The sequence below is a fragment of the Microcystis sp. M083S1 genome (genome assembly GCF_020246405.1).
GTDB classification, from domain to species: domain Bacteria; phylum Cyanobacteriota; class Cyanobacteriia; order Cyanobacteriales; family Microcystaceae; genus Microcystis; species Microcystis aeruginosa_C.
In genome coordinates this window covers 1-8,035 of the sequence record NZ_JADBTB010000238.1, presented here as the reverse complement: position 1 = coordinate 8,035, position 8,035 = coordinate 1, and the positions used below count along the sequence as shown (strand labels likewise).

4 protein-coding genes are annotated in these 8,035 nt (G+C 47.1%); all 4 read right to left on the bottom strand.

The window, feature by feature from the left end; all coding sequences use genetic code 11:
• Positions 1-262 precede the first annotated feature (262 nt).
• Positions 263-3,709: a DEAD/DEAH box helicase family protein gene (locus IM450_RS21385; protein ID WP_287667864.1), complete on the bottom strand. Its 3,447-nt coding sequence runs from the start codon at positions 3,707-3,709 to the stop codon at positions 263-265.
• Between the two features lie 590 nt (positions 3,710-4,299).
• Complete coding sequence (locus IM450_RS21380) at positions 4,300-5,517, bottom strand: restriction endonuclease subunit S (protein WP_287667861.1); 1,218 nt, start codon at positions 5,515-5,517, stop codon at positions 4,300-4,302.
• A gap of 296 nt (positions 5,518-5,813) precedes the next feature.
• Positions 5,814-6,137: a nucleotidyltransferase domain-containing protein gene (locus IM450_RS21375; protein WP_002750888.1), complete on the bottom strand. Its 324-nt coding sequence runs from the start codon at positions 6,135-6,137 to the stop codon at positions 5,814-5,816.
• A 3-nt stretch (positions 6,138-6,140) separates the two neighbouring features.
• Positions 6,141-7,628 carry a type I restriction-modification system subunit M gene (locus IM450_RS21370; RefSeq protein WP_287667859.1) on the bottom strand — a complete coding sequence of 496 codons (1,488 nt, stop codon included), beginning with the start codon at positions 7,626-7,628 and terminating at the stop codon, positions 6,141-6,143.
• Between the last annotated feature and the right edge of the window lie 407 nt (positions 7,629-8,035).

Sequence of the window (8,035 nt, the reverse complement as noted above, 5' to 3'; positions counted from 1 at the left end):
ATTTGTCAAGTATCATAAGTAAAATACTCTGGTTTTTGGCTATTATATCAAATCTTAACTCGATTGTCTATCTTTTGGTATTAACCTGTTGATGCCTTAAGTCCTTCCCTATATGGATTTCAGATACTTTTGAGCGTAGGCACTCTCATCGAATTTTATTTTAAGTTAATTATTTGCATAACAATTCCCGAAGAGCCTAAAATCCATTTTTAATTTAATTATAACCAGCTACTTATTACAATTACATCAACCGCGCTTGTTCTTAAACCGCATCAACGGACTCATTAAATGATCGCAAAATCGAGACGATCCGATCAGCTTCCTGATCATTAAACATCCCATCTAGACCTTCGGGATGGTTATCAGTAAAAGGAGGCTCGTAGAGCGCCCCCGGATTGATAACTCCGTTTTTAGCGAGCATATCGATGATATTTTCGATAAAACGGATTTGATTGGCCGAGAAGTTTGTCCCCTGCAAATAACGGCCAAAAGCTTGTTTAGCCGCTTGGCGTGCCGCTACGCGGATCCCTGCGGGATCGAGTCCGACGATTTCCAGGATCAGGAGCTTGAGGCTTTTTGTCTGGCCAAAGACCTCCTCAAAACGCTGACGGCTCTCAATTTCTGCGGCCGAAAATAGCATCTCCTCTAGGGCAGATAAATCCGTCTCCGTTAGGGGGATATTGCGCCGCAACTTAGCGATCGCAAGGTGATCCTGATGCTGACGGATATAGGCCTCGACTTTCCGGCGATACTGTTCGCGACTAAAACCGGTCTGATGGGTGGGAATATCGACAATCTGCACCTCCCCCATCTCATCGACAAAATCGGTGATCACGATCTGCTGCTTTTGGCGATCGATAAACTTGACCAGATCTCGGATGCGAACCCGGATCCTCTCCACTCCCGACGGCGTTGCGCCGGTCCACCAGCTTTCGTCCTGCACCTCGCGAATAAAGGCCAATTGTCCCTTAATCATCGGGATATCGGGCTTAGTCTCCAGTTGACCGAGAATATCCCGCACTTTGTCCCGCAATCGCTCATAACTACGGTCGGCCTTGAGAATGGCTAATTGCAGTTTCACACAGAGAAGGTCGAATTCCTTGGCCAGGGGATCCTCATTGGGCAGACTATTGGGTAAACCGGCCAAGGAGTCGGCAATGGTGGCCGCGTCCTCCTGACTGAGGTTGTTCCAACGCTGGCGCTGACTAAAGGTTTCCACCTGCGGCAAGCGACGACGCACGAGGAAATTATCCCGGGGCATGGTGGCGATGTGTTGATGGAGTGCATCGAGCAAACTCGTGTATAGGTCGTCGGCCCGCTCGACTTTGTAAGTAGAGGACTGCTCTCTTGCCCTAGGTGTCGCGCTTGGCTTGGAGGGAGCGAGACGGGTTGCCAACTCGAGGCGATGTTTAACTAGGCGACTGGTGAGGCTTTCGGGTATTTTCTGGCTTGTTTCATCGATATCCTGCTCGAAATACTCGAAATTACCGCAGAGGTCGAAGACCAGAAACTCGGTTTTATGGTTGCCAGGCCCAAACAAATCCTGACAGAGACGGGTCCCGCGCCCGATCATCTGATTGAACTTCACCCGGGAGAATACGGGCTTAAAAAAGACCAAATTGACCACTTCCGGCACATCTACGCCGGTATCGAGCATATCCACCGAGACGGCTAAAATCGGTTCTTTGTTGGCTTCGCTGAACTGATCGAGCAGACTCTGGGCGTAATTGTCGTGACTGTCAATAATTTTGGCGAAATGACCTTTGTAGTGAGGATAGTTACTGTTAAAGCGATCGCAGATACATTGGGCGTGTCGGTGATTACGGGCAAAAATAATCGTTTTACCCAATCGATCGCCACTGTTGACCTTTAGCCCCCGTTGCATCAATAATTCTAATGCTTGATCCACGGTGTCGATATTGAACAACCAGTCATTAAAGGCAGCTGCGTTAATTGCCTGCGGTAGTTCGCCGCTTTCCTCGTCCCGGAACTTCTCCTCGTAGTCTAGCCGCTCCTGTGGGGTTAGCTCACTGTATTTAACCCCAGTACGCAGAAACTTAAACGGCACAGTAACGCCCTTGGGGGGGACGAGGTGGCCATCCCTAACGGCATCATTTAACTCGTAGGCGAAGGTAGGCACGCCCTGGGGTAGCTGGAAAATGCGGTAGGTGTCCCGGTCTATTTCCGAGCGCGGCGTGGCAGTTAGCCCCACCAGCAGGGCATCAAAATAATCGAATATTTCGCCGTATTTCTGATAAATGGAGCGATGGGCCTCATCGACGATCACTAGGTCAAAATAACCCACCCCAAAGATTCGCCCCTCTGCATCCATGCGATCAATGGCGTTGAGCATGGTTTGATAGGTGGAGAAGATGACGTTAGCCCCCGTCACGTCTTTGCTGCGGGTCAGATGCAGGACGGTAACGCTGGGTAGATGACGCTGAAAGGCTCGATAGGCTTGCTTTAATAGGGCATTGCGATCGGCCAGAAACAGGACTCGGTTTACCCAATTGGCACTCTTGAGCAGTTCCACCAATGCGATCGCAGTTCGGGTTTTACCGGTTCCGGTGGCCATAACCAACAGGGACTTACGGGCGCACTTTTCTTCAAAGGTTTCGGTAATGCGGCGGATGGCCTCTTTCTGGTAGGGACGGCCGACAATATCCTCGTTAATGGCGGTGTTGCTGAGGCGTTTACGGTGGGAACGGCGGAAAATTAGCCGTTCTAGCTCGGTTTTTCGCAGGAAACCGAGGACGGGACGGGGGGGATAGGTGAGATCATCCCAGAGATAGGTTTCATAGCCGTTGCTGTAGAAAATAACGGGGCGTTGGTTGTAGTTTTTTTCTAAGGAGTCGGCGTAGAGTTTGGCCTGATCTTGTCCGCTGTCGGGGCTTTTGCTGGTGCGTTTTGCCTCCACGAGGGCGAGGGGTTTGCCGTCATCACCCCATAGTACATAATCGACGAAACCGCGCCCAGTATCCCCCGGCTTTTGGATGGGCATCCCCCACACCTCGAACTCTGTGGCGTTGGGGGCTTTGGTATCCCAGCCGGCCTCTTGGAGTAGTACATCGATCAGGTAGCGGCGGGTGTCGGCTTCGTTGTAGTCGTGCCGGTCAGCGATCGCTCGATTTTGGGCGAGGAGGGCATCCCGTTCGGCCCTAGCGGCTGCCAGTTCGGCCTCGGTTTGGCGCTGTTTTGCTTCGGCCAATTGGCGCAGGGCATCGCTTTGGGACAGGCGTTTTTCTAGGTCTTGCAGTTGTTTGGGAGCGGGGAGTGCGGCCGCCGGTATCTTCTGGCGCTCGAAGCTAATATCGCCCAATTTTCGCCCATTCTGCCCATAGTAGCGCACCAGCCAGTAGGTGAGATGAAATAGTTCCTCGATCAGGTGCAGGGAGTCCCGTTCACTGATGGGGCTGCCATGGTGGGCGGCGTTGTTGCCGACTTTGTGGATGGTGCGAATTTTGCCGAAAAGTCCAGGTTTAAGGTTATCTTTAAAGGTTTGCTCGTGGATAAGAGCGCCTAGGTTACTTTCCCGGGGCGGTTGCAGGTAGGGGTCGTTTTCATAGAGCCAGCAGACCATTTGTTCTAGGACAAAACGGGTATAGAAGCAACTGGCCCGGGGGTTGCTGAAGACTAATCCCTCCGCTTGGCTGGCATGATCGTAGATTGTCGGGAATTGATCTCGCAGGAAGGAGAAGTTTGAGTCCATATTGCGCTCCCCAGTCTATAACTTTATTATTCCCAAAGTTTTGGCTATCTCTATATTTTACCTGATTATTGTTTAACAATTGTATAAGTAGGTAGGCGTTAAAAATTATCAGATGCCCCCCTTATTAAGGGGGATCCCCCCGCCTATCGGCACCCCCCTTATCAAGGGGGATCCCCCCGCCTATCGGCACCCCCCTTATCAAGGGGGGCAGGGGGGATCGAACCTAAAATCCATTTTTAATTTAATTATAACCAGCTACTTATATTTTACTTGGTTATTGTTTAACAGTTATATAAAAAAACAGCAAGTTCGGTTATTGGCTCTCCTAGGTTTGGTGGGTAAAATGTATTCTAAGATACATTTCTCAAGAGCGAGGGGGTGGAACGAACCACAAAGACACAAAGGACACAAAGATCGATCGATCCTATATAATTTAAACTTATCACACAAAGTCGAGAAGAGCCGGTTATTTTATCTAGGTTTTTCCCGCGTGACAGTGTGAGATGATAGGAATCTTGGTTAATTGTCTAACGGTCTTTTTTAATGGCATTTCCCACAAGATTATGGCAGTAATCCGCCGGATGCCATGGCTACAGTTCCCCCCTAAATGCTCTTTGTAAAAGGGAATTAAAGAGATTGTCTATATTTTCGTAATCTTTTTGATAGTTAGATTGAGTACCAAGAATCTTTTTATAAATATCTCGATATTTTTTTTGGTTTGACATAGGAGGAACTAATACTGAAATTCGTCTCAATCCTGCTTGATTAATTCCTGAGATGGTTGATTTAGTTACATTTGGGAAAACATAAGCAGATCTTGCTCTAGGTTCGAGCATATAGGAAAAGAAGAAAAAGGAGTCGATCACCTCAGCATTAAGCCGTACTCTGATGAGACTAGATTCAAATATTAAAGGTTGATCAGCCTCTGAAATTAAGCACGGTTTTGCGGAGCCTTCATAATTAAGAGATCTGCGCGCAATAAGTACATCATTTGGGATTAATTTATATTTTTCAAATTCTTCCGATGTTACTTGAACTCTTTTAAGTTGACCTCTTTCGACAAAATTGTAAAAAGCATCAGACATATGAACCATTTCTACTCCATCAGGTGCTTCTACATAGCGTTCTTTCGGAAAATATGCTCCATTTTGCAAAGGCTCGGCTAAAAGCTCTCCTAATGATATCTTTCTCCACCCTTTCGGATTAGTAACAGGATCACCGAACATCTCTAGGAAAGTTGATCGCAATAACTCCTCAGTCAACCGAATCGCCTCTTTGCGCTTACGTCGCACCCCATCTGCTTTATCTAAAATTGCCGCAATTTTTCGCTGTTCTTCGAGGGGTGGGAGGGGAATTTTGAGCTTCTCGATAGTTGATTTTCTGATGGCTGGAACAGTCGTTTTTCCCGCAAGATGATAAAAATCAAGTGTTCTTAAGTAAAAATACAAATAAGTTGTATCGACCCTTTCTTCTTGTGGAATAACCCCCATGACGTTGTTATCAAATAACATGGGTCGGGTTGATACTGCTCTGAAATTTTGGCGTATAGCTTCACCAATCTTTGCAAATACAATAGTACCCGTAGGAAATGGAGTGAATTTTAATGTGGACAAGTCCTCATTTTTTACCCAGTTAGGAGCATCAGAAATAAACTGTTCTCCACTTCGCGCTCTGTTAGAAATATCTCCTACTTTCGCAAAGGGAAAATCCCCGCTTTCGCAGCCTTGCATTGATATCGGGAAACCAACACCGGACTTTATTTCGGCAATCTCTTCCAAAAGGACATCTCGAAAGGTTGTGGTTCTCATCCCAACATCTCCTTTAATGCGTGTAAAACCTGATCAATCTTATTTTCAAACATAAATCAAATATCCTTTCGGTTAACTAAAGCGGTGGGTTACGACGGATTGTTAGATTGACTTTAACGCCTAGATTGTTGCCGTCTAACCCACCCTACTATGAACTCTTCTCCCTTCAATGGGTAGGGTGGGTTAGCGATAGCGTAACCCACCACTCTCTTGGAATCTAAATGCCGACAAATCTTATTTTCAAACATAAATCAAATATCCTTTCGGTTGAGCAAAACTACTAATGCAATCATCGCTCATAGCGTAACCCCTTCGCGTCGTATGTTGTCAAGAAATGGATTATCTCCGCTCTGGAACTTTGCCGCAGAGATAAAATGACGGGAAACAACCACATTATAATCAAGGCAAAGCCTAGCGATAAATTCACTCGTGCGGTCAATTTCCTGATAAGGATCCACCACACCAGAAAGAATGACCAAAAGATCGATATCAGAATCTTCCCGTCCATCTTCCCGTGCTTGGGAACCGTAAAGGACGATTTTCTGTAATTGGTTTTGATAGAGCAGATGGAAATAATCTTTTATCTCCCGCAGAATAACCTCTAGCTGTAGATTTTTCATCTCCTAATCTCCTAACATCTCCTCTAATGCGTCCAAATCCTGACGAATATCAGCCTCTAAAGCCCGTAACTTCTGTAAAATCACCTTCGGCGGCTCATAGCTCACTTCCTCGTACTCTATCTCCTTATAGCGGTTAATTGATAGATCATAAGCATTGGCCTGAATCTCCTCGCGAGGCACAAAAAACGCCTTCCCTTTGCGATTGGTATCCTTAGCGGAGTCGCGTTGCTGCCAACAGCGCAGCAAGTCCGGGATATCATTATCGGCAATCGGTTGGCGCTTATCATCGAGAGAGAAACCATCCGCCACCATGTCATAAAACCAAACGAAGTCAGTCCCCTTTTCCCTTACCCCCAGCTTCGTAAAAATCAGGATCGCAGTAGATACCCCCGCGTAAGGTTTAAACACCCCCGACGGCATCGATATCACCCCCTCTAGCTTATGTTCTTCTACCAAGATGGTGCGGATGTCCTTATGGGCCTTGGACGAGCCAAATAGCACCCCATCCGGCACAATTACCGCACCTTTTCCCCCCGTCTTCAGCAAGCGCAAAAACAGGGCCATGAATAATAACTCGGTTTTAGTGGTGTCGATGATTTTCGATAAATCCTTGGCAATAGTGGACTTCTCCACCGAACCCTTAAACGGTGGATTAGCCAGAATCATGGTAAAACTATCCTCTACCCCGGCGTGATCCTCCGATAGGGAATCCCGGGCCTCGATAATCGGCTGCTCGATACCGTGTAACATCAGGTTCATGCTGCCAATGCGTAACATCGTCCCATCGAAATCAAAACCGTGGAACATTTGGTTATTGAAATGCTCTAGGTTGCCGCGTTCATGGAGCAAACGTCCCCCCTCGCTGTCCTTTAACTCCCGCACATACTCGGCAGCCGCTACTAAAAAGCCTCCTGTGCCACAGGCCGGATCACAGATAACCTCCCGGGGTCCCGGCGCTAATAACTCCACCATCATTTTGATAATATGGCGCGGCGTGCGAAACTGTCCGTTAGTCCCGGCTGTACTCAGTTTCGAGAGCATATACTCGTAAAGGTCGCCTTTGGTGTCCCGATCCTCCATGGGGATTTTTTCAATTTGCTCGATTACCGTGGCCAGCAGGGCCGGGGAGGCGATGAGAAACACCGCGTCCTTCATGTGTTTAGCGTAGGTGCTACCCTTAGAAAACTGTCCCAGATCTTTGATAAAGGGAAACGCTTCATCCCGGACAATCTGGAGCATTGTCTCGGCATCATCGATATTTTTGAAGCGGGACCAACGGATATGCTGTTGGCTGGGGGTAAAGGTGGGATTTTCGAGGTTTTCGCCTAATCGTTGGGCCCTACGCTCCTTAGCCAGTTCTAGGTCATCTAGGCGCTTGATGAAGAGTAAATAGGAAATCTGCTCGATTACCGAAAGCGGGTTACTAATGCCGTTATTCCAGAAGGTTGTCCAAAGTTTATCTATTTTGGATTTTAATTCGCCGGTGATCATCGCTGTTTATTTGTTCACTGCTTTTAATATTGCAGTAATATTGTACTGAAAATCGGGGGGTCTCTTAGGTTTTCTGGGTAAAATATATTCTAAAACTGGCTAGGGGGTGGAACGAACCACAAAGACACAAAGGACACAAAGATTGATCGCTCCTATATAGCTCAGTTTCTCAATTTTATCTGGCAATCTTGCCTAGCGATCGCTTTGCAATCACTAATTAAAGCCTTTTCTAGCCAAGCTTCTACTGATATGCAGCCAACCCTATTTAGGGTTTGCTGAATAATGGTAAAAACCTTACAGGAAAGGGCTTTTAGCTTGATTGAGAGCTTCCCAAATGCACTTAAATCTGCTAGAATCTCTTAAAACCCTTGCATCACCCTTGCATCTTCTCTAATTAGTGCTAATGT

What these genes read in the sequence shown, in the direction of transcription:
- IM450_RS21385 (WP_287667864.1), bottom strand. Translation starts at nt 3,709, where the DNA reads ATGGACTCAAACTTCTCCTTCCTGCGAGATCAATTCCCGACAATCTAC.
- IM450_RS21380 (WP_287667861.1), bottom strand. Translation starts at nt 5,517, where the DNA reads ATGAGAACCACAACCTTTCGAGATGTCCTTTTGGAAGAGATTGCCGAA.
- IM450_RS21375 (WP_002750888.1), bottom strand. Translation starts at nt 6,137, where the DNA reads ATGAAAAATCTACAGCTAGAGGTTATTCTGCGGGAGATAAAAGATTAT.
- IM450_RS21370 (WP_287667859.1), bottom strand. Translation starts at nt 7,628, where the DNA reads ATGATCACCGGCGAATTAAAATCCAAAATAGATAAACTTTGGACAACC.